The 22,556-nt window shown below is 61.5% G+C and carries 21 protein-coding genes, 1 tRNA gene and 1 pseudogene; 9 read left to right on the forward strand and 14 right to left on the reverse strand.

Going from position 1 to position 22,556, the window contains the following annotated elements; all coding sequences use genetic code 11:
* Positions 1 to 34: 34 nt before the first annotated feature.
* Entirely contained in the window at positions 35 to 1,774 is a 1,740-nt protein-coding gene (locus ACHWUQ_RS00055; protein WP_239810804.1) for a proline--tRNA ligase, read from the reverse strand.
* Between the two features lie 92 nt (positions 1,775 to 1,866).
* Between ACHWUQ_RS00055 and ACHWUQ_RS00060 the strand changes: the two are divergent.
* Positions 1,867 to 2,413, forward strand: a pseudogene (locus ACHWUQ_RS00060) (RNA pyrophosphohydrolase); the annotation flags it as partial.
* 234 nt (positions 2,414 to 2,647) lie between these two features.
* On the opposite strand, the gene proB reads toward ACHWUQ_RS00060, so the two are convergent.
* From proB to rplU, 4 genes are all read right to left on the reverse strand, one after another.
* Complete coding sequence (gene proB / locus ACHWUQ_RS00065) at positions 2,648 to 3,787, reverse strand: glutamate 5-kinase (protein WP_312529447.1); 1,140 nt, start codon at positions 3,785 to 3,787, stop codon at positions 2,648 to 2,650.
* Between the two features lie 84 nt (positions 3,788 to 3,871).
* Positions 3,872 to 4,987 (reverse strand): Obg family GTPase CgtA, encoded by a 1,116-nt coding sequence (gene cgtA, locus ACHWUQ_RS00070; RefSeq protein ID WP_230770598.1) that lies wholly within the window; start codon positions 4,985 to 4,987, stop codon positions 3,872 to 3,874.
* A gap of 189 nt (positions 4,988 to 5,176) precedes the next feature.
* Positions 5,177 to 5,437, reverse strand: coding sequence for a 50S ribosomal protein L27 (rpmA, locus tag ACHWUQ_RS00075; protein WP_021027814.1), 261 nt, complete (start codon positions 5,435 to 5,437; stop codon positions 5,177 to 5,179).
* Positions 5,438 to 5,452: 15 nt separating this feature from the next.
* Complete coding sequence (gene rplU, locus ACHWUQ_RS00080) at positions 5,453 to 5,764, reverse strand: 50S ribosomal protein L21 (protein ID WP_092832020.1); 312 nt, start codon at positions 5,762 to 5,764, stop codon at positions 5,453 to 5,455.
* A gap of 267 nt (positions 5,765 to 6,031) precedes the next feature.
* Here rplU and ACHWUQ_RS00085 point away from each other — a divergent pair, with 267 nt between their 5' ends.
* From ACHWUQ_RS00085 to ACHWUQ_RS00115, 7 genes are all read left to right on the forward strand, one after another.
* Positions 6,032 to 6,961, forward strand: a complete 930-nt coding sequence (locus tag ACHWUQ_RS00085) for a polyprenyl synthetase family protein (protein ID WP_312416684.1) — start codon at positions 6,032 to 6,034, stop codon at positions 6,959 to 6,961.
* 161 nt (positions 6,962 to 7,122) lie between these two features.
* Positions 7,123 to 8,856, forward strand: a complete 1,734-nt coding sequence (pilB, locus tag ACHWUQ_RS00090; RefSeq protein WP_312529445.1) for a type IV-A pilus assembly ATPase PilB — start codon at positions 7,123 to 7,125, stop codon at positions 8,854 to 8,856.
* A 20-nt stretch (positions 8,857 to 8,876) separates the two neighbouring features.
* Positions 8,877 to 10,097 (forward strand): type II secretion system F family protein, encoded by a 1,221-nt coding sequence (locus ACHWUQ_RS00095; protein WP_312833724.1) that lies wholly within the window; start codon positions 8,877 to 8,879, stop codon positions 10,095 to 10,097.
* Positions 10,098 to 10,099: 2 nt separating this feature from the next.
* The gene (locus tag ACHWUQ_RS00100) at positions 10,100 to 10,975 is read left to right on the forward strand and encodes a prepilin peptidase (protein WP_394680009.1); all 876 of its coding nucleotides are present in this window, start codon (positions 10,100 to 10,102) and stop codon (positions 10,973 to 10,975) included.
* Between the two features lies 1 nt (position 10,976).
* Complete coding sequence (gene coaE / locus ACHWUQ_RS00105; RefSeq protein ID WP_312451976.1) at positions 10,977 to 11,603, forward strand: dephospho-CoA kinase; 627 nt, start codon at positions 10,977 to 10,979, stop codon at positions 11,601 to 11,603.
* A 3-nt stretch (positions 11,604 to 11,606) separates the two neighbouring features.
* Positions 11,607 to 12,362 carry a cell division protein ZapD gene (zapD, locus tag ACHWUQ_RS00110; RefSeq protein ID WP_312529437.1) on the forward strand — a complete coding sequence of 252 codons (756 nt, stop codon included), beginning with the start codon at positions 11,607 to 11,609 and terminating at the stop codon, positions 12,360 to 12,362.
* A gap of 54 nt (positions 12,363 to 12,416) precedes the next feature.
* Entirely contained in the window at positions 12,417 to 12,629 is a 213-nt protein-coding gene (locus tag ACHWUQ_RS00115; RefSeq protein WP_021027806.1) for a DNA gyrase inhibitor YacG, read from the forward strand.
* An 11-nt stretch (positions 12,630 to 12,640) separates the two neighbouring features.
* On the opposite strand, the gene ACHWUQ_RS00120 is transcribed toward ACHWUQ_RS00115, so the two are convergent.
* The 4 genes from ACHWUQ_RS00120 to secA all read right to left on the reverse strand — a co-directional run bounded on the left by ACHWUQ_RS00120 (position 12,641) and on the right by secA (position 18,241).
* Positions 12,641 to 13,114, reverse strand: coding sequence for an NUDIX domain-containing protein (locus tag ACHWUQ_RS00120; RefSeq protein ID WP_313332120.1), 474 nt, complete (start codon positions 13,112 to 13,114; stop codon positions 12,641 to 12,643).
* Positions 13,115 to 13,149: 35 nt separating this feature from the next.
* The gene (locus ACHWUQ_RS00125) at positions 13,150 to 14,106 is read right to left on the reverse strand and encodes an ATP-binding protein (protein WP_394680010.1); all 957 of its coding nucleotides are present in this window, start codon (positions 14,104 to 14,106) and stop codon (positions 13,150 to 13,152) included.
* An 85-nt stretch (positions 14,107 to 14,191) separates the two neighbouring features.
* Positions 14,192 to 15,424 (reverse strand): bifunctional glutamate N-acetyltransferase/amino-acid acetyltransferase ArgJ, encoded by a 1,233-nt coding sequence (gene argJ, locus ACHWUQ_RS00130; protein ID WP_394680011.1) that lies wholly within the window; start codon positions 15,422 to 15,424, stop codon positions 14,192 to 14,194.
* Positions 15,425 to 15,502: 78 nt separating this feature from the next.
* On the reverse strand, positions 15,503 to 18,241 hold the full coding sequence (gene secA / locus ACHWUQ_RS00135) for a preprotein translocase subunit SecA (protein WP_239810792.1): 2,739 nt from the start codon (positions 18,239 to 18,241) through the stop codon (positions 15,503 to 15,505).
* A 230-nt stretch (positions 18,242 to 18,471) separates the two neighbouring features.
* Between secA and ACHWUQ_RS00140 the strand changes: the two genes are divergently transcribed.
* A complete protein-coding gene (locus ACHWUQ_RS00140) occupies positions 18,472 to 18,780 on the forward strand; it encodes a hypothetical protein (RefSeq protein ID WP_021027801.1) in 309 nt (102 codons plus the stop codon).
* A 77-nt stretch (positions 18,781 to 18,857) separates the two neighbouring features.
* Here the strand turns inward: ACHWUQ_RS00140 and ACHWUQ_RS00145 are convergent.
* The 5 genes from ACHWUQ_RS00145 to ACHWUQ_RS00165 all read right to left on the reverse strand — a co-directional run bounded on the left by ACHWUQ_RS00145 (position 18,858) and on the right by ACHWUQ_RS00165 (position 22,548).
* Positions 18,858 to 18,933: transfer RNA gene (locus ACHWUQ_RS00145), tRNA-Thr, on the reverse strand.
* A gap of 49 nt (positions 18,934 to 18,982) precedes the next feature.
* Complete coding sequence (locus ACHWUQ_RS00150; RefSeq protein ID WP_312529430.1) at positions 18,983 to 19,501, reverse strand: ClpXP protease specificity-enhancing factor; 519 nt, start codon at positions 19,499 to 19,501, stop codon at positions 18,983 to 18,985.
* Positions 19,502 to 19,580: 79 nt separating this feature from the next.
* Complete coding sequence (locus tag ACHWUQ_RS00155; RefSeq protein ID WP_116927111.1) at positions 19,581 to 20,192, reverse strand: glutathione S-transferase N-terminal domain-containing protein; 612 nt, start codon at positions 20,190 to 20,192, stop codon at positions 19,581 to 19,583.
* A 124-nt stretch (positions 20,193 to 20,316) separates the two neighbouring features.
* Positions 20,317 to 21,081 carry a cytochrome c1 gene (locus ACHWUQ_RS00160; RefSeq protein WP_239810790.1) on the reverse strand — a complete coding sequence of 255 codons (765 nt, stop codon included), beginning with the start codon at positions 21,079 to 21,081 and terminating at the stop codon, positions 20,317 to 20,319.
* An 18-nt stretch (positions 21,082 to 21,099) separates the two neighbouring features.
* Positions 21,100 to 22,548, reverse strand: a complete 1,449-nt coding sequence (locus ACHWUQ_RS00165; protein WP_239810789.1) for a cytochrome bc complex cytochrome b subunit — start codon at positions 22,546 to 22,548, stop codon at positions 21,100 to 21,102.
* Between the last annotated feature and the right edge of the window lie 8 nt (positions 22,549 to 22,556).

A 22,556-nucleotide genomic window follows, 5' to 3' on the forward strand; every position in this document is an offset into this window, starting at 1 on the left:
GCCGGCCGGGCTGCACTTGCAGCCCATGCCCGCATCAGGCCAAGCGGCTGGTGATGAAGCTGAACACCTCGTCCACAGGCACCTTGGTGGCTGCGGTGTCGCGGCGCTGCTGGTACTCGACCATGCCTTCTTGCAGGCCCCGGTCGCCCAGCACTACACGGTGCGGCACGCCAATCAGCTCCCAATCAGCCAGCATCGCGCCCGGGCGCTCGCCGCGGTCGTCCAGTATCACATCGACGCCGGCGGCCAACAAGTCTGCGTGTAGCTTTTCAGCCGCAGTCTTGACCGCTTCGCTGCGGTCCATGCCGATTGGGCAGATCACCACCGTGAAAGGCGCAATCGCATCGGGCCAGATGATGCCGCGCTCGTCGTGGTTTTGCTCCACAGCCGCAGCGGGCAGGCGGGTCACGCCAATGCCATAGCAACCCATTTCGAACTCGCTGGGCTTGCCGTTCTCGGCCAGGAAGGTGGCCTTCATCGCCTTGGAGTACTTGGTGCCCAGGTAGAACACGTGGCCGATCTCGATACCGCGCTCAATGGCCAGCTCGCCCTGGCCGTCTGGCGAGAGGTCGCCGGCGACCACATTGCGCAGATCGGCGACCAGCGCAGGCTCGGGCAGGTCACGGCCCCAGTTCACACCGGTCAAGTGGTAGTCGGCCTCGTTGGCACCGCAGACCCAGTCGGCCATCACGGCCACGTCGCGGTCCACCACCAGCTTGACGGGCTTCTTCAGGCCGATCGGGCCCAGGTAACCGGGCTGGCAGCCAAAGTGTTCTTCAATCTCGCTGACGGTCGCAAAACGGAAGTTGGCCAGGCCCTCGACCTTGCCGACCTTGATCTCGTTCATGTCATGGTCACCGCGCAGCAGCAGCAGCCAGACCTGCGAGCTCAGGATGTCGCCCTTGTCATTGGTCTCGTCGGTGGCCAGCACCAGCGATTTGACGGTGTTGGCCAAAGGCAGGTTCAGCAGCTCGGCCACATCGGCGCAGGTGCTCTTGCCCGGCGTGGCCGTCTTGGCCATGGCCTGCGCGGCAGCAGCACGGGGCTGGGTAGGCGCCAGGCTTTCGGCCTTTTCGATGTTGGCCGCGTAATCGCTGTTGGGGCAGTAGACGATGGCGTCCTCGCCGGTCGCGGCAATCACCTGGAACTCTTCGCTCAGATCGCCACCGATGGCGCCGCTGTCTGCGCGCACGGCACGGTATTGCAGGCCGAAACGGTCAAAGATGCGCTTGTAGGCAGCGCGCATGGTCTGGTAGCTGATCTGGGCGGCGTCGCGGTCCTTGTCGAAGGAATAGGCGTCCTTCATGATGAACTCGCGGCCACGCATCAGGCCAAAGCGGGGGCGGCGCTCGTCGCGGAACTTGGTCTGGATCTGGTAGAGGTTCTTGGGCAGCTGCTTGTAGCTCTTGAACTCCTGGCGCGCGATGTCGGTCACCACCTCTTCGCTGGTGGGCTGGATGACGAAGTCACGCGAGTGGCGGTCCTGGATGCGCAGCAGCTCGGCACCCATCTTGTCGAAACGGCCGGTCTCCTGCCACAGCTCGGCAGGCTGCACCACGGGCATCGTCACTTCGATGGCGCCAGCGCGGTTCATCTCTTCGCGCACGATCGCCTCGACCTTGCGGATCACGCGCAGGCCCATCGGCATGTAGTTGTAGATGCCGGCGCCGAGCTTTTTGATCATGCCGGCGCGGGTCATCAGCTGGTGGCTGGCGATTTCAGCGTCCGCAGGCGCTTCTTTCAGGGTCGAGATGAGAAATTGCGAAGCTTTCATAGTCTATGACAATGGACCTAGTAGTTGCCCCCTTGAAGATGGCTTCAAGGCACAGGCATAATGGACACAGTTTAAAAAATTGGGGTTAGATTATGCTGGACCGAGATGGCTTTAGGCCAAACGTCGGCATCATCCTGCTCAACCAGCGCAATCAGGTGTTTTGGGGCAAGCGCATCCGCACCCATAGCTGGCAGTTTCCGCAGGGCGGTATCGACCGTGGAGAAACCCCCGAGCAGGCGATGTTTCGAGAGCTGCATGAGGAAGTGGGCTTGCGACCGGAGCATGTACGTATTGTGGCTAGAACGCGGGATTGGCTACGGTACGAGGTGCCAGAACGCTTCATCCGCCGCGATGCCAGAGGCTATTATCGCGGACAAAAGCAGATTTGGTTTTTGCTCCAGTTAACGGGGCATGACTGGGACCTGAATCTGCGTGCCACCAACCATCCGGAGTTCGATGCCTGGCGCTGGAATGACTACTGGGTGCCACTGGATGTGGTGGTGGAGTTCAAGCGGGGCGTCTACGAGATGGCGTTGACCGAGCTGTCGCGTTTTGTGCCCCGCCACGATCCGCGCAACCGCTACTTGCGCAGCAATGCGCGCGCGCGTGACGGTGAGCTGCATGAGCCTGACGGCAGCACTGCCGAGACCTTGCAGGTATCGGTGACCACCACCACGGTGGTGAGCTACCATTCGCCGCTGCGCATGATGCAGGAGATGGAGCTGCCACCGGGTGCCAGCTTTGACCCGGACCCGGGCAATGCCGGGCGCGATCCGCAACCCAAAGGCGGATGAGCGATCCAAAGCACAAAGCGTCCCTCGGGACGCTTTGTGCTTTGAGCCACAGGTGCATGGCAGGCCACAGACGGCCGGGTCAATGCCCGGTCAACACCATGTTGTCACGGTGCAGCATCTCCGGCTCACCGGTATAGCCCAGCAGCTGCTCGAACTCGGCCGAGGGCTTGCGGCACAGGCGCCGCGCTTCCGCACTGCTGTAGTTGGCCAGGCCACGCGCCAGCTCAATGCCTTGCGGATCACGCACGCCAATCACCTCACCGCGCGAGAACTCGCCATGCACGCTCACCATGCCAATCGGCAGCAGGCTCTTGCCGTCACGGCGCAGCTTTTGAGCGGCACCCTCATCCACCGTGACATAGCCATGCATCTGCAAGTGGTCCATCATCCATTGCTTGCGTGCCTGGTTCTTGTGGGTATCGGCCACCAACAGCGTGCCAATGGCCTCGCCGGCAGCCAGACGCAGCAGCACATTCTGCTCACGCCCCCAGGCGATCACCGTGGACGCGCCTGAGCCCGCAGCGCGCTTGGCAGCCAGGATCTTGGTGAGCATGCCGCCCTTGCCAATGCCCGAGCCTGCGCCGCCGGCCATGGCCTCCAGCTTCAGGTCGCCAGCCTGCGCCTCGTGCACAAATTCGGCGCCGGGGTTCTTGCGGGGATCGGCGGTGTACAGGCCCTTCTGGTCGGTCAGAATGACCAGCGCATCGGCCTCGACCAGGTTGGCCACCAGCGCCCCCAAGGTGTCGTTGTCACCGAACTTGATTTCGTCGTTGACGACGGTGTCGTTCTCGTTGATCACCGGCACGACACCCAGCTGCAGCAAGGTCAGCAAGGTGACGCGCGCATTGAGGTAGCGCTCGCGGTCGGCCAGGTCGGCATGGGTCAGCAGCACCTGGGCGCTGCCCAGGTTCTGTTCACGCAGCTTGGTCTCGTACATCTGGACCAGGCCCATCTGGCCGACGGCGGCAGCGGCCTGCAGCTCATGGATTTCCTTGGGCCGCTGGTGCCAGCCCAGGCGCTTCATGCCTTCTGCGACCGCACCACTGGAGACCATGATCACTTCGCGCTTGGCGCCCCCTTCACCATGCACCAGGGCGGCGAGCTGGCGGCTCCATTCGGTGATGGCCCCTTCATCGAGGCCCTTGCCCTCGTTGGTGACCAGACTGGAGCCGACTTTGACGACGATGCGACGTGCGTCGCGCAGAACATTCGATGCCATTTTTGCTTTTTCCGGCATTGCGCCCGTCTCGCAAGCGCAAGCAGCTATCCATCCATGAGAAATCTACGGTGCAGGCCCTGTCGCTCAGTCAGGCGACGAAAAGCGGGGATCGTCCGAGTAGTCGGGTTGCTCCAGCTCTGCGCCGGCTGCGAAGCGCGGATCGACCTCTTGCGGCTCCTGCTCGGCCTTTTGCATCTTGTGCACGAACTGGAAGATCTCCTTGATCAGCGGCTCGCAACCTTCACGGGTCAGCGCCGAGATCTCGTAGACCGGACCCTTCCACTTGTAGCGCTTGACAAAGTCCTTGACCTTGGCGGCGCGCTCATCACCGGGCACCATGTCCAGCTTGTTGAGCACCAGCCAGCGCGGCTTGTTGTAGAGCTCTTCGTCGTATTTCTTGAGCTCGCCGACAATCGCCTTGGCCTGCGCGACCGGGTCCACACCTTCGTCAAACGGTGCCAGATCGACAATGTGCAGCAGCAAGCGCGTACGCTGCAGATGGCGCAAGAACTGATGGCCCAGGCCCGCACCGTCCGAAGCGCCTTCGATCAGGCCCGGGATATCGGCAACGACAAAGCTCTTTTCCGGCCCCACGCGCACCACGCCCAGGTTGGGGTGCAAGGTGGTGAACGGGTAGTCCGCAATCTTGGGGCGGGCGTTGGACACTGCCGAAATGAAGGTCGACTTGCCGGCATTGGGCATGCCCAGCAGGCCTACGTCAGCCAGCACCTTCAGCTCCAGCTTCAGGCTGCGGCGCTCACCCTTCCAGCCGGGGGTCTTCTGGCGCGGCGCGCGGTTGATCGCGCTTTTGAAGCGCAGGTTGCCAAAGCCGCCGTCACCGCCCTTGGCGATGGTGATGACCTCGCCCGGGTTCAGCAACTCAAACAGCACCTCACCGGTCTGTGCATCGGTGATGATGGTCCCCACCGGCATGTGCAGGGTGATGTCCTTGCCGGCGCAGCCAAACATGTCCGAGCCCTTGCCATGTTCACCGCGCTCAGCCTCATGGCGGCGCGAATAGCGGTAGTCGATCAAGGTATTGAGGTTGACGTCGGCCAGTGCGTACACATGGCCGCCACGGCCGCCATCGCCCCCATCGGGGCCGCCGAATTCCTTGTACTTTTCATGGCGGAACGACACACAGCCATTGCCACCATCGCCAGCTGCAATGTCAATAAACGCTTCATCTACGAATTTCATGGTCGTTATCCACCCGTCCTGGTACAGGAATTACGGGAATTGTTCTGCTGCATGCCGATACATGCAGCCCTGCCAAAACCGCTATTGTCGCACCGGGGCGCCAAGCGGGTCAGCCCAAAAACACCAAAGCCCCGACTGCGCGGGGCTTTGGACAAGGCCATGGAAGGCCTTCAAGACACTTGTCTTGTCTTAAGCAGCCTTGGTGATGCTCACCGTGTGCTTGGACAAAGCGCCCTTGGTTTCGAACGACACGTGGCCGTCCACCAGAGCAAACAAGGTGTGGTCCTTGCCCACGCCGACATTGGTGCCGGGGTGGAACTTGGTGCCGCGTTGACGCACGATGATCGAACCGGCGCTGATCAGTTGACCACCGAAAGCCTTCACACCCAGCATCTTTGGCTTGGAATCACGTCCGTTGCGCGTAGAGCCGCCGCCTTTTTTCTGTGCCATGAGATATAGCTCCTGTTAAGCTGCAATCGCACCGATTTGCAGCTCAGTGAACTGCTGGCGATGGCCTTGGCGCTTTTGATAGTGCTTACGACGACGCATCTTGAAAATGCGCACCTTGTCGTGCTTGCCGTGGGCTACTACCGTAACCGTCACAGTTGCTCCGGACACCAAGGGCGTACCAACCTTCAACTCTGCGCCGTTGCCGACTGCCAGAACCTGGTCGATCACGATTTCTTGGCCTACGTCCGCAGCGATCTGTTCTACCTTGATTTTTTCGCCGGAAGCAACACGATACTGTTTGCCACCGGTTTTTATGACCGCGTACATAAGAACCTCTAAAAGGGGATAGCTTGCAAAGAAATTTCGCAAGAGCCGAAGATTGTAGCACGAGGCTATGAACGACGCAAACCCTGCACGTTTTTGCGCCACAACACCGGCCAGAATGCGCATGCCGAAGACGGACAAGCGGCCATGTCTGCAAGTCGCACTGCTCTCGTTTCTATAATGCAGTATCCATAAAATGCCGAGATAGCCGCCTTGTCCGAGTCCAACACTCCCAACCCGTCCAACCCCTTGAGCCTCGTCGCTGGCGATATGCGACAGGTTGACGCCGTGATTGCCAGGCGCCTGAGCTCCTCCGTTCCGTTGATCGGGGAGGTGTCCCACTACATCATCTCGGCCGGTGGCAAGCGTCTGCGCCCCGCGCTGCTGCTGCTGGTAGCCGGTGCACTGGAATACCGGGGCGAGCAGCATTTCAATCTGGCGGCCGTGGTCGAGTTCATCCATACCGCCACCCTGCTGCACGACGATGTGGTGGACGAATCCACGATGCGGCGCGGCAAACCTACCGCCAATGAGAGCTTTGGCAACGCCGCCAGCGTCCTGGTCGGGGACTTCCTGCACTCGCGCGCGTTTCAGATGATGGTTGACGCCGACAGCATGCGTGTGATGCAGATCCTGTCGGAGGCCACCAACATCATCGCCGAGGGTGAGGTGCAGCAGCTGATTAACACCCACAATGTCGATCTGGACGAGGCCGGCTACCTGTCCGTCATCCGCTCCAAGACGGCCAAGCTGTTCGAGGCCAGCGCCCGCCTGGCCGCTGTCCTGACCGAGGCACCTGCTGCGCTGGAAGAAGCCTGCGCCAACTATGGCCGCTCGCTGGGCACCGCTTTCCAGGTGATCGACGATGCACTCGACTACGACGGTGACACGACCGTGATGGGCAAGAATATTGGCGATGATTTGCGCGAAGGCAAGGTCACCTTGCCGCTGATCATTGCCATGCAGCGCGCAAACGCCGATGATAGGCAGATGATCGTGGACGCCATCGAGCAAGGCTCCACGCCCCACATGGCCCATATCGTGCAGGTGGTCAAGGACACCGGCTCGCTGGAGGCCACCCGGGCAGCCGCGGCACTGCAGGCCCAGGAAGCCATCGACTGCCTGGCGCTGCTGCCCCGCAATGCCTATACCGACGCCCTGACTACGCTGGCATCACAACTTCTGGCGCGCCGGGAGTAACGCGGCGGTCGTCGGGCATCGGCTGGCGTACCCCACAGACTGTCGCAGATCGACTGCACTGGCACAGATGGCGGGTGCATTTCTTTGTTAAATCTCCGAACAACTGCTACAGTTTGCCGGATTACGCAGCGAGGCTATCGACGATAGGCGTCCCCGTTTACATGGCTGACATCAACACCCCCCAAAAAGCCGTCGCCCTTCCCGGCATCGCCAGAGCGCTGGTGGCCAGCGGAAAGCTTCCTGTTGCCAAGGCAGAGGCGCTGTATGCGACAAGTCTCAAGAGCAAGAACAGCTTCATTGGCGAGCTGGTGGCCAGCGGAGCCGTCTCCGGCAGTGATGTAGCCAGTATCATCTCGACGGTTTATGGCGCGCCGATGGTCGACCTGGATGCGATCGACCTGACCCGGCTGGCCAGCGGCCTGCTCGATACCAAGCTGGCCCTGACCAACAAGATCATCCCGCTGGCCAAGCGGGGCAACCGCCTGGTGGTCGTTACCGCCGATCCCACCGACCATTCGGTGGCCGAGCAGATCAAGTTCTCCACACAGCTGAGCGTGGACTGGGTGATTGCCGAGCATGCCAAGCTGCTCAAGGCCCTGGAGTCCGTCGCCAAAAAGGGCGGTGACAGCATCCAGGACATGATCACCGGCGACGTCAATCTCAACGAGTTCGAGATTGACGACGAATCGGTGAACACGGAAAGCAGCAGCAGCGACGAGACCGAAGTTGAAGACGCGCCCATCGTCAAGTTCCTGCAGAAGATGCTGATCGACGCATTCAATATGCGCGCATCGGACTTGCATTTCGAGCCCTACGAGCACCAATACCGCATCCGCTTCCGCATCGATGGCGAGCTGCGCGAAATCGCCTCCCCGCCTCCCGGCATCAAGGACAAGCTGGCATCGCGCATCAAGGTCATTTCGCGCCTGGACATCTCCGAAAAGCGCGTGCCCCAGGATGGCCGCATGAAGCTCAAGATCGGCGCCGACCGGGTGATCGACTTCCGGGTCAGCACCTTGCCAACCCTGTTCGGCGAAAAGATCGTGATCCGTATTCTGGATCCGAGCAGCGCCAAGCTAGGCATCGATGCGCTGGGCTATGAGCCGGAAGAGAAGGAGCGTCTGCTCAGCGCCATCAAGCGGCCCTACGGCATGATTCTGGTCACCGGCCCCACCGGCTCGGGCAAGACCGTGTCACTCTATACCTGCCTGAACATTCTCAATACACCAGCGGTCAATATTGCCACCGCGGAAGACCCGTCGGAAATCAACCTGCCCGGCGTCAACCAGGTCAATGTCAATGAAAAGGCCGGCCTGACCTTTGCGACGGCGCTCAAGTCGTTCCTGCGCCAGGATCCCGACATCATCATGGTGGGTGAAATCCGTGACCTGGAGACCGCAGACATTGCGATCAAGGCCGCGCAGACGGGCCACTTGGTGCTGTCGACCTTGCACACCAACGACGCGCCCACCACATTGACGCGTATGCGCAATATGGGGATTGCGCCGTTCAACATTGCCTCCAGCGTGATCCTGATCACCGCGCAGCGCCTGGCACGCAAGCTGTGTCCTGTCTGCAAGCGGCCCACGGAGATTCCGCATGAAGCGCTGCTGGAAGCCGGCTTCAAGGAAGAGGATCTCGATGGCACCTGGATGCCCTACGAGCCTGTGGGTTGCGATGCCTGCAACAACGGCTACAAGGGCCGTTTGGGCATCTACCAGGTGATGCCCATCTCTGAAGAAACACAGCGCATCATCCTGCGTGATGGCAGCGCACTGGAAATTGCGGAGCAAGCCAACCTCGAAAATGTCCGCTCCTTGCGCGCATCGGGTCTGCACAAAGTCAAAAAGGGACTGACCTCCCTCGAAGAGGTCTTAGCCGTCACCAACGAATAAAGCAATGAGGGCAGGGATAAATGGCAACTACAGTCCATAAGAAAACATCGAACGAAGCCGTTTATGAGTGGGAAGGCAAGGACCGCAACGGCAAGATCGTGCGCGGCGAATCCCGCGCGGGCGGAGAAAACCAGGTCATCGCGTCGCTGCGCCGCCAGGGCATTCTTCCGTCCAAGATCAAGAAGCGCCGCATGCGTTCTGGCAAACGCATCAAGCCCAAGGACATTGCGTTGTTCACGCGCCAGCTGGCCACGATGATGAAGGCCGGTGTGCCTTTGCTGCAGGCCTTTGACATCGTGGGCCGGGGCAGCACCAACCCCAGCGTCACCAAGCTGCTCAACGATGTGCGCAGTGACGTGGAATCGGGCTCTTCGCTGAGCACCGCCTTTCGCCGCCACCCGATGTACTTCAATGCGCTGTACTGCAACCTGGTCGAGGCCGGTGAAGCCGCCGGTATTCTGGAAGGCCTGCTCGACCGCCTGGCCACCTACATGGAAAAGACCGAGGCCATCAAGAGCAAGATCCGCTCTGCGCTGATGTACCCGACCTCAGTGATCATCGTGGCCTTCGTCGTGGTGGCCATCATCATGATCTTCGTGATTCCGGCATTCAAGGAGGTGTTCACCTCGTTTGGAGCCGATCTGCCCGGTCCGACCCTCATCGTGATGGGTATCAGTGATTTCTTTGTCAGCTACTGGTACCTGATCTTCTTTGGCATTGGTGGCAGCATCTATTTCTTTCTGCAGGCCTGGAAGCGCAGCGAAAAAATGCAGCGCACGATGGACCGCTGGCTGCTGAAGGTACCCATCTTCGGCCCGCTGATTGAGAAATCCTGTGTGGCGCGCTGGACCCGCACCTTGTCGACGATGTTTGCCGCTGGTGTGCCCTTAGTGGAAGCACTTGATTCGGTAGGCGGCGCTTCTGGCAATGCCGTATTTGCGGTGGCCACGGAGAAAATCCAGGCACAAGTATCCACCGGCACCAGCCTGACGGTCGCCATGTCGGATGCGCATGTGTTCCCGTCGATGGTGTTGCAGATGTGTGCGATCGGTGAGGAATCGGGATCGATCGACCATATGCTGGGCAAGGCGGCCGACTTTTACGAAGCCGAGGTCGACGAGGCCGTCGCTGGCCTGTCCAGCCTGATGGAGCCCATCATCATCGTGTTTCTGGGCACCATCATCGGCGGCATCGTGGTCTCGATGTACCTGCCGATCTTCAAGCTCGGTCAGGTGGTTTAAGCATGTCCGAAGCGCAATTGAACACAGGGCTGTTTGCCCTGTTGGGCCTGCTGGTGGGCAGCTTTTTGAATGTGGTGGTGCACCGCCTGCCGCTGATGCTGGAGCGCCAATGGCGGCGTGATGCGCAGGACATGCTGGCCGCAGCGGACAGCGTGCAGACGCCAGAGGCAGTGCCTGCGGCCGAACCTAAGGCAGACCGCTTCAACCTCTGGACCCCCGCCTCGCGCTGCCCGCATTGCAGCCACCAGATCCGCTGGTACGAGAATGTGCCCGTGTTCAGCTGGCTGTTTCTGGGCGGGCGCTGCAGCCAGTGCCGCGCACGTATTTCTGTACGCTACCCGGTCGTGGAAATCGCCAACAGCCTGCTCTGGGCCTATTGCATCCACCGCTGGGGCCTGGGCCCCACGGGGCTGGCCTGGTGTTTTTTCGCATCGGTGCTGCTGACCGCAGCGCTGATTGACTGGGACACGACCCTGCTCCCCGATGACCTGACCTTGCCACTGCTCTGGGCAGGCTTGCTGTGCAGTGCGATGGGATGGATTGCGGTACCGCTCAAAGATGCGCTGTTTGGTGCCGCCATCGGCTACATGGTGCTCTGGCTGATTTACTGGGCCTTCAAGCTGCTGACCGGCAAGGAAGGCATGGGCTACGGCGATTTCAAGCTGCTCGCGGCGTTGGGCGCCTGGTTTGGCTGGCAGGCGCTGATACCGATTGCACTCTTCTCGTCGGTCGTCGGCGCAGTCATCGGCATCGCGTTGAAGATATTCTCCAACCTGCGCGAAGGTGGCTACATCCCGTTTGGTCCCTTTTTGGCGGGCGCCGGCTTTTTGGTGATGTGGTTCGGCACCGGCATCGTCGACCGCCTGCTGCAGCCCTGATATGCGCCCGCGCATTGGTCTCACCGGGGGCATTGGCAGTGGCAAAAGCACGGTGGCCCAAGGCTTTGCCCAGCAGGGCTGCTATGTGATCGATGCCGACCGCATTGCCCGCACGCTTACGCTGCCGGGCGGTGCGGCCATCGCGCCCATCGCGGCCCGGATGGGTGCCCATTTCATCGGCGCAGACGGCGCTCTGGACCGTGCACGGATGCGGGACGCTGCCTTCCGCGATCCCGGCTACAAGGCCCAGCTCGAAGGCATCCTGCACCCGCTCATCCGCCAGCAGATCGACCAGCAGTACCAGCATGCCTGTGACACCAACGCGCCGCTGGTGATCTTTGATATCCCCTTGCTGGCTGAGTCCGGCCAATGGAGCCCGAGGCTGGACCAGGTCATCGTCGTCGATTGTCTTGAGCGCACCCAAATCGCACGGGTGCAGCAGCGCAACCAGCTGCCCCAGGCAGCGATCGAGGCCATCATGGCCCAGCAGGCCACCCGTTTGCAGCGCCTGCGCAAGGCCGACTGGGTGCTGTGGAATGAAACGCTGTCGTTACAAGCGCTAGGCGAGGCCGTATTCGACCTATACAATGAATTGATAGCCCACTACCGCCTTCTGCAGCCCGACTGATCCGTGATAGTTTACGAGTACCCCTTCAACGAACGCGTGCGCGCCTATCTCCGCCTGGAGTATCTGCTGCGCAGGCTTGACGTACTCCTGCAGCGCGACACGGACATCGACCACCATTTCGCCATCACCACCTTGTTCGAGGTGATGGATGTCGCCTCCCGCAGCGACCTGAAGACCGACCTGCTCAAGGACCTGGAGCGCCAGCGCCAGCAGTTCAATGCCTACCGCGACAACCCGATGATCGCCGTCGACATGCTCGACAAGGTGATTGGCCAGATCGACGCTGCCCATAGCGAACTGCGTGCCCAAAACGGCAAGCCCAGCCAGCTGCTGATCGAGAACGAATGGCTGATGGCCATCCGCAACCGTACCGGCATTCCCGGTGGCACCTGCACATTTGACCTGCCCAGCTACCACGCCTGGCTGCATGCGGACAGCCAGAGCCGCCGTGCCGATCTGCAAAGCTGGACGTCGTGTTTTGCGCCGCTGGCCAGCGCCCTTATTCTGCTGCTGCGGCTGTTCCGGGATGCCGGTGCCCCCCAGCGCATTGCGACGGTGCGTGGCCAGTTCCAGCAGAACCTTCCCCAGGGCCGCATCTACCAGCTGCTGCGCCTCAAGATGGATCCCAGCTCCAGCCTGGTGCCCGAGATCAGTGGCAACCGCCTGATGATCTCGATCCGCATGCTGCAAAAGACCGAGAGCGGTCAGCTGGGCCTCACCACGCAGGACGGCCAGTACGAGATGGTGCTTTGCGCTTGATCGGCTAAACGCCTGCAGATGAGGCGGTCAGTACAGGCGCCCTACAATGGCCGGATGAGTTCTTCCGCAGACAACGCGCTCCCCAGCATCCAGTGCCCCCAGTGTGGCGGCCCCTCCAGCTTTGAACGCAGCAACCGGTTTCGCCCTTTTTGCAGCGAGCGCTGCAAGCTGATTGACCTGGGCGCCTGGGGCAACGAGGATTTTCGGGTGCCGGCGCAATCGCCACCGCTGGACCAGCCCTACGGCGATCCGCGCCTGGAAGACTGAGCACCCCGGCCTTATTTCGCTGCAGCCTCTGCCGCCTGGATATAGATGGCGGGGTCAAAAGGCAGACCCCGCTCCTCGCTCAGCCATTGCAGCACGGGGAATGATCCCTCCAGCACCGGGCTCACCGTCAGCGGCAGTTGCTGCCAGGACATCTGCTGGCCTTCACGCATCTCGAATTCACCCGACCACTGCGTCACCTTGCACCAGTGCAAGCGCACCAGCGCATGGCTGTAGTCATGCTCGGTCACCTTCCAGGCGATGCAGTTGTCGATGCGGATGCCGAGCTCTTCGACCAGCTCACGGCGCAGCGCCTCTTCGACGGTCTCGCCCGCCTCCAGCTTGCCGCCGGGGAACTCCCACCAGCCCGCACGGGGCTTGCCCAGGGGGCGGCTCGTTATCAGCAGCGCATTGTCGCTTTCGCGGATCAGCACGCCCACCGCCACGTCGGTATGGCTGCGGGTCTCGGTGGTGTCAGTCTGGCTCATAGGTCTTCATGGGCTGCGCGGGCAGCCCGGTATCGTCAATCCTGGGCCTCTTCACCCAGGTCGGCTACATCGGCAATCTTCTGGCGTCCCTGCACTTCGCGGTGGCTGCGGCCCGCCCAGTCGCGGGCAAACTGGTGGGCCACCCGGCCGCTGCGCGAGCCGCGCTCCAGCGCCCAGACCAGCGCCTCGGGCCTGGCGGCCTCGATATCGGCCTCGGCCACGCCCAGCGCCGAGAGCCATTGGCCCACCACGCGCAGGTACTCGTCCTGGCTGAATGGGTAAAAGCTCACCCAGAGGCCAAAGCGCTCGGACAGCGAAATCTTTTCCTCGACCACTTCTCCGGGGTGGATCTCACCGTTCTCGCCCTTTTGCTGGGCCAGGTTGTCGGTCATGTACTCGGGCAGCAGGTGACGGCGGTTGCTGGTCGCATAGACCAGTACATTCGGGGTTGCTGCAGACACGGAGCCATCCAGAATCGACTTCATCGCCTTGTAGCCGGGTTCGCCTTCTTCAAAGCTCAGGTCATCGCAGTAGATGATGAATTTCTCGGGCCGGCCGGCCACCACATCGACGATATCGGGCAGATCGGTCAGATCGGCCTTGTCCACCTCGATCAGGCGCAGGCCCTGGGGCGCGTAGGCATGCAGACAGGCGCGGATCAAGGACGACTTGCCAGTCCCCCGCGCGCCCGTCAGCAGCACATTGTTGGCGGTGCTGCCTTGCACAAACTGCTCGGTGTTGCGCGCAATCTTTTCCTTTTGCCCGTCGATGTTCTGCAGATCGGACAAGGCCATGGCTCCCACATGGCGCACAGGCTCCAGCACGCCGCAGCCGTTGGCCCGCTTGCGGTAGCGCCAGGCAATCGCGTCACTCCAGTCGGCCGGCGCCTGCAGCGCCTGAGGCAGCACGGATTCGATGCGCTGCATCAGCTGCTCGGCGCGCTGCACCAGGCGTTCAAGCGGAGAAAAAGGGGAGTTGGAAGACTCGGTCATGGTATCCAGAGGCTCAAGGTTGGAATGCCAGTAAGGCCGGCACCCACCCGGCTTCGGGGGGGGGCGGCGCGCTGGCCCAGTGGGATCAGGAGCGGTAGTCCGCGTTGATGCTCACATAGTCGTGGCTCAGGTCGCAGGTCCACAGCTGGGTGGATGCGTTGCCACGGCCCAGCTGCACACGCACCACAATCTCCTGCTGCTTCATGACGCGCTGGCCATCGGCCTCCTGGTAGGCCGGGTTGCGGCCGCCCTTGGTCGCGACATGCACATCGTCCAGGTACAGCTCGATCTGGGTCTGGTCCAGGTCGTCGATACCGGCATAACCCACAGCAGCCAGAATGCGGCCCAGGTTGGGGTCGCTGGCAAAAAACGCCGTCTTGACCAGCGGCGAATGCGCAATCGCATAGGCCACCAGGCGGCATTCCTCTTCAGTACGGCCCTGCTCCACATCGATCTGGATGAATTTGGTGGCACCTTCGCCGTCGCGCACAATGGCCTGCGCCAGCTTCTGGGCCACTTCGCGCAGCGCGGCCATCAAGGCCTGGCCATCGGCGGTGTTCCAGTCGGTGATCGGGGCATTGCCCGCCTGGTTGGTCGCGACCACGACAAAGGAGTCATTGGTCGAGGTGTCGCCATCGATCGTGATACGGTTGAAAGACTGGTCAGCCAAAGTCTTGGCCAGCGCTGGCATCAGCTCAGGGCTGATGGCCGCGTCGGTGCCCAGAAAGCTCAGCATGGTCGCCATGTTGGGGCGGATCATGCCCGCGCCCTTGCTGATGCCGGTGACCTGCACCGTCTTGCCAGCAACGGTGGCCGAGGCGGAAAACGCCTTGGGCAGGGTGTCGGTGGTCATGATGCCCTCGGCCGCCTTGGCCCAGTGGTCCGGCTGCGCATCGGCAATCGCTGCAGGCAGGCCCGCAGTGATGCGGTCCACCGGCAGCGGCTCCATGATCACGCCCGTCGAGAACGGCAGCACTTGCTGGGCATCGATCTTCAGCAGACCTGCCAGCGCATCACAGGTCGCGTGCGCACGGGCCAGGCCATCGGCGCCGGTGCCGGCATTGGCATTGCCGGTGTTGATGACAATGGCGCGGATGGACTGGCTGTGGCTGGCCAGGTGCTCACGGCAGATCTGCACGGGCGCAGCGCAAAAGCGGTTCTTTGTGAACACGCCAGCGACATGGCTGCCCTCGTCCAGCAAGAACACCGTCACATCCTTGCGGTTGGCCTTGCGCACGCCGGCCTCCGTCACACCAATGCGAATACCGGCGACAGGGGCCAGGTCCTGCGCTACGGGGGCTTTCAAATTGACGGGCATATCAGTCTTTTCCTTGGAACCATGAAAAAAACGGGCGATGAACCAGTCAAAGCCCGTTGTGGTGAAGCGATCCGGTAATTACGCGAGTTTACCGTGGCAGAGCTTGTATTTCTTGCCGCTGCCGCAGGGGCATGGATCATTGCGGGCCACGCGCACGCCTTCGGGCAGGGCCAGTGGCTCGCTGGCCTCGGCATCCCCCGATTCATCGGGGCCGCTGTAGGTCACGTGGGCCGTGCGGTCATTGCTTTGTTCCAGCTGCTCGGTGGCTTCGTCGAGCTGTTCGGGCGAGCGGATCTGCACCGACATCATCACCCGGGTGACCTGGGTCTTGACCTGGTCGATCAGCTGGCTGAACAGCTCGAATGCCTCGCGCTTGTATTCCTGCTTGGGCTGCTTTTGCGCGTAGCCACGCAGGTGGATGCCCTGGCGCAGATAGTCCAGCGCGGCCAGGTGGTCGCGCCAGCTGGAGTCGAGCGTCTGCAGCAGCACCGCACGCATGAACTGCATGAAGTTTTCCTTGCCTGCCTGCTCCAGCTTGTCATTGAACAGGCGTGCACCTTCGGCCACCACCTTCTCTTCGATTTCCTCGTCGGTGATCGATTCCGCGCCTTCGAGCAGTTGCTGCAGCGGCAGGTCGATATGCCATTCCTCACGCAATACCTTCTCCAGGCCGGGCAGGTCCCACTGCTCTTCCATCGACTGCTCAGGCACATACTGGCGCACGATGTCAGCCAGTGCACTGTCGCGCATGCCATCGATCATCGGTGCCAGATCGGCCGCATCGAGAATCTCGTTGCGCTGCTGGTAGATCACCTTGCGCTGGTCATTGGCGACATCGTCGTATTCGAGCAGCTGCTTGCGCATGTCGAAGTTGCGCGCTTCCACCTTACGCTGGGCGCTCTCGATGGAGCGGGTCACGATGCCCGCTTCGATGGCTTCGCCATCGGGCATCTTCAGGCGTTCCATGATGGCCTTGACACGGTCGCCCGCGAAGATGCGCATCAGCTGGTCGTCCAGCGACAGGTAAAAACGCGAGGAGCCCCGGTCACCCTGGCGGCCGGCACGGCCACGCAACTGGTTGTCGATACGGCGCGATTCATGGCGCTCAGTCGCGATGATGCGCAGACCGCCCAGCTCGGTCACCTTGTCATGCTCGACCTTCCACTCGGCGCGCAGGGCATCGATCTTGTTGCGGCGCTCGGTCTCGGACAGCGACTCGTCGGCCTCGATCGCAGCGACCTGCTTTTCGATATTGCCACCCAGCACGATGTCGGTACCACGACCGGCCATATTGGTCGCGATGGTGATGACGCCGGGGCGCCCTGCCTGGGCGATGATGTCGGCCTCGCGCTCGTGCTGCTTGGCGTTGAGCACCTGGTGAGGCAGGTTCTCCTTCTTCAGCATCTCGTCGATGATTTCGGAGTTCTCGATCGAGGTCGTGCCCACCAGCACCGGCTGGCCGCGCTCGTAGCACTCCCGGATGTCCTGGATCGCCGCCGCATACTTCTCGGGCGTGGTCTTGTAGACGCGGTCCAGCTGGTCATCGCGCTTGCTGGGGCGGTTGGGCGGAATCACCACGGTCTCCAGACCGTAGATTTCCTGGAACTCATAGGCCTCGGTGTCTGCGGTACCCGTCATGCCACCGAGCTTGTTGTACAGGCGGAAGTAGTTCTGGAAGGTGATCGATGCCAAGGTCTGGTTCTCGGCCTGGATCTCCACGCCTTCCTTGGCTTCCACGGCCTGGTGCAGGCCTTCGCTCCAGCGGCGGCCCGACATCAGGCGGCCGGTGAACTCGTCGACAATCACGACCTCGCCGCCCTGCACCACATAGTGCTGGTCGCGGTGGTAGAGGTGCTGGGCGCGCAGTGCGGCGTACAGCTGGTGCACCAGGGTGATGTTGGCCGGGTCGTACAGCGATGCGCCTTCGGCCAGCATACCCTTTTCGGCCAGAATGCGCTCTGCCGCTTCGTAGCCTTGCTCGGTCAGGTGGATCTGGTGGCCCTTTTCGTCGACCGTGAAGTCGCCGGGCTTGGTCACACCTTCACCGGTGCGGGGGTCGGCTTCGCCTTCCTGGCGGGTCAGCAGCGGCACCACTTCGCGCATCGCCAGGTAGGCGGCGGTATGGTCTTCGGCCTGGCCGGAGATGATCAGCGGCGTACGCGCCTCGTCGATCAGGATGGAGTCCACCTCGTCGACAATCGCGTAATTGAGCCGGCGCTGCACGCGCTCGCTCGCATCCTGCACCATGTTGTCGCGCAGGTAGTCAAAGCCGTATTCGTTGTTCGTACCGTAGGTGATGTCGGAGTTGTAGGCTGCCTGCTTCTCATGCTTGGGCAGTTGCGACAGGTTGATGCCCACCGACAGACCCAGGAAGTTGTACAGGCGCCCCATCCAGGTCGCATCACGCGTGGCCAGGTAGTCGTTGACCGTCACGACGTGCACACCATTGCCGCTCAGCGCGTTCAGGTACACCGGCAAGGTACCCGTCAAGGTCTTGCCTTCACCGGTGCGCATTTCGGCAATCTTGCCGTAATGCAGGGCCATGCCGCCCAGCATCTGCACGTCGAAGTGGCGCATCTTCATCACACGCTTGGAGCCTTCGCGCACCACGGCAAATGCCTCGGGCAGGATGTTGTCCAGCGACTCGCCGCCAGCAATGCGGTTCTTGAATTCCTGCGTCTTCTCGCGCAATTGTTCGTCGCTGAGCTTTTCGTACTCTGGCTCCATCGCATTGATGCGAGCGACGACCTTGCGGTATTGCTTGAGCAGGCGATCATTGCGACTGCCAAAAATTTTGGTGAAGAAATTGGTTGCCATGCGAACAGAACCACACAACCAGGGAGTGCACTCTCGTCCACCCCTGCCATGCGACCGGAATTCCTAGTGATTAGTGTTGTGTCAGATGGAGGCAATGACCCCGGCTTCAATACCGGGAACGAGGCCTGCCGAATAAAACATTCTACAACCCTGAATAGAATGCGTTGTGGCAGGTGCATTGCAATGTATGGCTATCGCCCCTGGCCCGCCCCTGACACCCCTTCCCAGCCATGATCCAGCCCCAACGCCGGCATTTCGCCGTCACCGTAGAACAAGCCGCGAGCGAAGCGCCCACGTTGGCCAGCCTCGTGGCATTGACGCGCGAGTCCGCCACCCGCTTCAAGCTGGTGGAGCCACTGATTCCGCCGATGCTGCGCGCCTCGATCAAGCCTGGCCCCATCGACGGCGACCAGTGGTGCCTGCTGGTGGCCAACAATGCCTGCGCGGCCAAGATGAAGCAATTGCTGCCGGCCATGGCTGCCCATCTGCGCGTCAAAGGCTACCCAACGGCTGACATTCGCCTCAAAGTACTGCGCTGACTGACCCCATCCAGGCCCGGCCAGTCGGGACGCAAAAAAGCCGTTCGCAGCACGGGGCTGAGAACGGCTCTGGAATCTGGTGCCGGTTATCGGAATCGAACTGATGACCTACCGCTTACAAGGCGGTTGCTCTACCAACTGAGCTAAACCGGCAACACTCGGCATTCTATACGGGATTGCCCGCAGCAAAGCCAAATGGGTCCTATTTGACCAGTTTGAGGGACGGCTTGCCGCCTTTGCCGCTGCGGCTGGGGGCATTGCCATCGGGCGCGGGCGGTTCGTCACTGGAGGTCACGACCTGCATGACCGGCGGCGCAGCGTCCGCGGCGGTCTCCTCGCCCTTGTCGCTGCCCGCCTCCAGCGCTGCCATCGCAATGTCGGCATCGTCATCGAGCAGATCTTCGGGTGGCGGAAAGCCCATGCCCTGCCCCGTTTCACGGGCAAAGATTGCGACCACACGGCTGACAGGCACCATGATGTCGCGCGGCACGCCGCCAAAACGGGCGGTGAACTCAATGTAGTCATTGCCCAGCTTGAGCGCGCTGGTCGCGTCGTAGCTGATATTGAGCACGATTTCGCCGTCTTTGACGAATTCGCGCGGCACCAGCACCGTCTTGTCCACACGGACACTGAGGTACGGGGTCAGGCCATTGTCATTGCACCACTCCACCCAGGCGCGGATCAGGTACGGCTGGGTGGATGTTGTCTGGATTTCACTCATTGGACACTTTCTGCGCGCTCCCGCGCCACGGAGCAGGGCTCCGCAGACGCTGCCCGCGCTGCGGCAGGCACGGGGCCTTTTACTTGCGCATGACCTTTTCGGAAGGCGTCAGCGCCTCGATGTATGCAGGACGCGAGAAGATGCGCTCTGCATACTTGAGCAGCGGAGCGGCGTTCTTGGACAGCTCGATGCCGTAGTAATCGAGGCGCCACAGCAGCGGCGCAATGGCCACGTCCAGCATCGAGAAGTTCTCGCCCAGGATGAACTTGTTCTTCAGGAACACCGGTGCCATCTGGGTCAGGCGGTCGCGGATCTGAGCACGGGCCTTTTCCAGCGCCTTCTCATTGCCCTTGACGGCACGCTCTTCCAGGGTGTGCACGTGGGTGAACAGCTCTTTTTCGAAATTCAGCAGGAACAGGCGCACGCGGGCGCGCTCGACCGGATCGCCGGGCATCAGCTGTGGATGGGGGAAGCGCTCGTCGATGTACTCGTTGATGATGTTCGATTCGTACAGGATCAAATCACGTTCGACCAGGATAGGCACTTGGCCGTAGGGATTCATCACACTGATGTCTTCGGGCTTGTTGAACAGGTCCACATCACGGATCTCGAAATCCATCCCTTTTTCAAACAGCACAAAGCGGCAGCGGTGGGAGAAAGGGCAGGTCGTTCCCGAATAAAGCACCATCATGGTGAGAGGCTCCTCAAAATCAAAAAAGAGTGGACTGCAGTCAATGCCGCCCACTCTACACAAATCGGCTACCCAAATTCAAGCCCTGCTCACAGGGCCTGAACCGGCTGCACGCAAAATACGTTTACTTCACATCTTTCCAGAACGCCGCATTCAGACGCCAGGTGATGAGGATCAGGCCCAGCAAAAATATCAACACCCCGACGCCGACGCGCATGCGGGTGTTCTGGCTGGGATCACCCATCCATTGTAGATAGTTCACCAAATCACCCACACTCTTATCGAATTCGGTGGAACTCAGCTTGCCCGGCGTGACCTGTTGCCAGCCGCTGAACACCTGCGTCTTGTGCCCATGCTCTTCGACCTCTTTGTAGACCGGCACGCGCACACCTTGCAGTTCCCAGAGCACATGGGGCATGCCCACCGAGGGGAAGGCCATGTTGTTCCAGCCGGTGGCCTTGGTGTCGTCCTTGTAAAAGCCACGCAGGAAGGTATAGAGGTAGTCCGCACCGCTGCCCTGGTGGCCGGCGCGCGAGCGTGCCACCAAGGTCAGGTCCGGCGGATTGGCGCCAAACCACTCCTTGGCCTGCTTGGGATCGATGGCCGCCTTCATCGTCTCGCCCACCTTGTCGGTGGTGAACAGCAGGTTGTCCTTGATCTGCTGCTCGGTCAGGCCAATGTCCTGCAGCCGGTTGTAGCGCATGAAAGCGGCCGAATGGCAGCTGAGGCAGTAGTTCACAAACAGCTTGGCGCCGTTTTGCAAGGAGGTGGTGTTGGTGGTGTCGGGCTTGAACTTGTCCCAAGCGACACCGCCTTCGGCCGCCTGCACCGCGCCGGCCCCCAAAAGCACGCCCAGACCCAGGCATGCGGAGAGAATGATCTTTTTCATCGTGGGATGCTTTCTGGTTCAGTGCGCATGGAAGGTGACACGCTCAGGCACCGGCTTGGGGGTGCCCTTGCGGCTCCACCACGGCATCAGCAGAAAAAAGCCAAAGTAGAACAAGGTACCCACTTGCGAGACCTTTTCGCCAATCGGCGATGGCGGCTGCACCCCCAGATAGGCGAGCACCACGAAGTTCACGACAAACACCGCATACACATACTTGTGCCAGTGCGGGCGGTAGCGGATGGAGCGCACGGGGCTGTGGTCCAGCCAGGGCAGGAAGAACAGGATGATCACCGCCAGGCCCATCACCACCACACCCCAGAACTTGGCGTCGATACCGCCCAGCGCGGCAATGCCGGTGAACGCAAAAGCGCCAAACATGGCCAGCACCACCAGGCCTGCCAGCACCAGCAGCCCCTTGAGGATGGTCGCCAAGCGGGTCTTGATGCAGACATAGGCAACCGCCGCGACCAGGATCACCGACAGGGCCACCATCATCTCGCCGGTGATGGCACGCAGCATCGAGTAGAACGGCGTGAAGTACCAGACCGGCGCGATGTGGTTGGGCGTCTTGAGCGGGTCGGCCGGGATGAAGTTGTTGTACTCGAGGAAGTAGCCGCCCATCTCCGGCGCAAAGAACACAATGGCCGAGAAGATAAACAGGAACACCGCCACGCCAAACAGGTCATGCACCGTGTAGTACGGGTGGAAGGGCACGCCATCGAGCGGCCGGCCCTGCGCATCCTTGGGCGCATTAGGCCCCTTGATCTCGATGCCATCGGGGTTGTTCGAGCCCACGTCATGCAAGGCCAGCAAGTGCGCGGCGACCAGGCCCAGCAGCACCAGCGGCACGGCAATCACGTGGAAGCTGAAGAAGCGGTTCAAGGTAGCATCGCCCACCACATAGTCGCCACGAATCAGCAGGGCCAGGTCCGGGCCGATGAAGGGAATGGCCGAGAACAGGTTGACGATCACCTGGGCGCCCCAGTACGACATCTGGCCCCAGGGCAGCAGGTAGCCCATGAAGGCCTCGGCCATCAGGCACAGGAAGATGGCGCAGCCAAACACCCAGACCAGCTCACGCGGCTTGCGGTAGCTGCCGTACAACAGGCCCCGGAACATGTGCAAATAGACCACGACAAAGAACGCCGACGCACCGGTGGAATGCATGGTCCGGATCAGCCAGCCCCAGGGCACATCACGCATGATGTACTCGACCGAGGCAAAGGCCTTCTCGGCATCGGGCTTGTAGTGCATCACCAAGAAGATGCCGGTGACGATCTGGATCACCAGCACCAGCAGCGCCAGCGAGCCAAAGATGTACCAGAAGTTGAAGTTCTTCGGTGCGTAGTACTCCGACATATGGACCCGGTAGGCCTCAAATGCCGTGGGAAAGCGGTTCTCCAGCCAGTTGCCGGCCTTGGCGCCCAAGGTGGCGTTCGGCGATATCTCCTTGAATTCGTGTGCCATCGCGCCTC

This window comes from uncultured Comamonas sp., assembly GCF_964277875.1.
GTDB lineage: Bacteria > Pseudomonadota > Gammaproteobacteria > Burkholderiales > Burkholderiaceae_C > Comamonas > Comamonas sediminis.